2 protein-coding genes are annotated in these 2,626 nt (G+C 30.0%); both read left to right on the forward strand.

Annotated features, from left to right (window positions below; all coding sequences use genetic code 11):
* Positions 1-552 precede the first annotated feature (552 nt).
* A complete protein-coding gene (locus tag ACIQ56_RS16580) occupies positions 553-1,224 on the forward strand; it encodes an RCC1 domain-containing protein (RefSeq protein WP_397602143.1) in 672 nt (223 codons plus the stop codon).
* A gap of 201 nt (positions 1,225-1,425) precedes the next feature.
* Positions 1,426-2,626: RCC1 domain-containing protein (locus tag ACIQ56_RS16585; protein ID WP_397602144.1), on the forward strand; the 1,201-nt coding region annotated here is incomplete at its 3' end.

Consider the following 2,626-nt stretch of genomic DNA (forward strand, 5'->3'; position numbering starts at 1 on the left):
ATTAATTTGTTACCTTATTAATCGCACTGCTTACTTCCACGCTGATGGCTAATCTTTACGTGGGTGAGATTCGCACTCACTGGTTCTTACGCACTTATCTTGGCGCACCATATTTAATCTCCCTTTTTATTAATAATTAAAATTAATAAGGCTTATATTCATTATTTTAAAATTGTATAACGATAGAACCCTCCTACCAAATTATTTTAAATAAAGCAAATAAATATTAAAAAATTTTTAAATTTAAAATATTTATAAAAAATATTAATATATATAAAAAAAAATAACAATATTGTATTATATTATTGTAATAAAAAAATAAAACATCTAAAAGATAACCAAAAATTAATTTAGAATGAATATTTTGTAATAATTATTTTTCAAAATTTTTAAATTAATTAAAAATAAATTAATTAAAAATTGGCTAGTTAAAAATATTTATTTATTTTTTTTGCACTTGATTTTGTTTATTTATTTTTTTATTATATCAACAGTAATTAAATATATTTTCTTGCTATCGTTTATAATAATTTTAATATGGGAAAAATGAATATGAAATATATATTTTTGATTTGTTCCACTGGTATACTTTGCCAAAATTATACATTTGCAGCAAAACAAGATCAAAAAATCACTCCTTATTCAATAATATGGAATAATAATCAAGAGTATTCAAATATATCTAGCAATGATAACAGTCTGTGTACGGTTAAAAATCCAAGTGGTGATTTGGTTTGTTTTGATCTTTATAAAGACAGCGCAAAATTACCTCCAAATGAATCAGGTTGGTTAGGAAAATATATTTCTATTTCATTAGGTACAGAGCATAAATGTGGAATTTCTGTAAAAGGTGGAAACTTATATTGTTGGGGGAGCAATTTTTATGGACAAATTGGAAATGGATCCGATGTTTATGCTTCTACAACTGTAAGAGTGTTACCTAATGAACAGTTTATATCTTATGCAACTGGTTACCGTAATACATATGCTGTGACTGCTAAGGGTAAGTTATATGGCTGGGGTGATAACTCAAAAGGGCAATTGGCAACTTCGGTAATCAATCCTGCTGTGAATCGGTTACCTAAAGAAATTTCTTTAAATGGAAAATCTTTTTTTGCAGTTACTGCAGGAGACAGGTTCTTCTGCGCTATTACAAATGAAGGCAAAAATAGTATAGGAAATTTTGGAAAAGTATATTGTTCTGGAGATAATAGTTCTGGATAAGTTGGTAATGGAAACATTAGTACAGCTGAAACAAAATTATTTTTAGCAGGCAGTAAAAACTATACATCCGTTTCGGCTGGTAGGGCTCATGTCTGTGCCGTTACAACGGATTAAAAAGTAGATTGTTGGGGAAATAATCGCATTGGACAGCTTTCTAATGATCCAAGATACGTTACATTATCTCCTGTGCCAAGGGAAATTATGAGTAATAATTATCCTGATTTTCAAAATTTAAAATTCAGTTCTGTATACTTATATAATAATTCAACTTGTACTCTTACTACAGATGGAACTCCTTATTGCTTTGGTGATAATAATTATGGTCAATTAGGTGGAACTCCAAGCGAAGGAAGTATTTCGGTAAAAGATGATTTTGGAAATTCTTTGTATTCTCATTTTGAACCTAAAATACCATTTCAAAATTTATCATATGGTTTTGTTTCTTTAACAGGAAATTCAAGATCAACTTGTGGAATTACAAAAAATAACAATTTACAGTGCTGGGGTTTTATTAGTAAAAATACTTATTCAAGTTTAAATGTTGTAAGTGGAAATTTTTGTGGGATAAGTTTAAATGGCGGCAGGGCAATGTGTTCCAGTTCATCAAATAGCTTATCTGATCAATTAGCAAATCCTTGGAATTCTCCAGTTTCTACTCCATGGGTAAGTCAACAAAGATTTAAACATCTTGCCGCAATTTCAGATAAAGTTTGTGGTGTTTCCATGGACAACAATTTATATTGCTGGTCTAAAGTACCAACGTCTTCACCTCAAGATGTTTATCCCCAATTAGTTAACCTAAGTGGAGATAAAGTAACAAAAGTTGCTTTAGGATCTAATCATGTTTGCTTGATTACAGATCAAGGAGCTCTAAAATGCTCTGGTGAAAATACAATGGGGCAATTAGGAGATGGAAGTTATAAAAATACAAATTATTTGAGTGAATTTGAAAAAATTACAACTTCAAACTTAAAATTTATTGATTTTGCTGTTACAAAAAACTCAACATGTGCCATTGCAGATGATAATAGTGTTTATTGTTTTGGTTCGAATCAATATGGAGAATTAGGAATTTCCGATGGTGGAGTTCAAATGAATGCAAATCCTCAAGTTATACCTAATTTAAAGCTAGATAGTATTTCTTCAGGATTAAATCATTATTGCGGAATCATAAAAGATGCAGCTGATACGGACAATAAAATGGTTTGCTGGGGTGATAATTCTTTAGGACAAACAGGTTCAAAAAATAGTACTACTAAGGCACCATTTGTAATCCAAAATTCCAAAAACTTTGTTTCAGTAGCTTTAGGACAAAATACATCATGTGCAGTCGATCAATGTCAGTTCCCAAAGACAATTGGACTATTCCCACAGTCATTGAGACCAACCGATTCAAGTTCCG

The sequence above is a fragment of the Silvanigrella sp. genome (assembly GCF_044369315.1).
In the GTDB taxonomy this organism is placed as follows: Bacteria; Bdellovibrionota_B; Oligoflexia; order Silvanigrellales; family Silvanigrellaceae; genus Silvanigrella.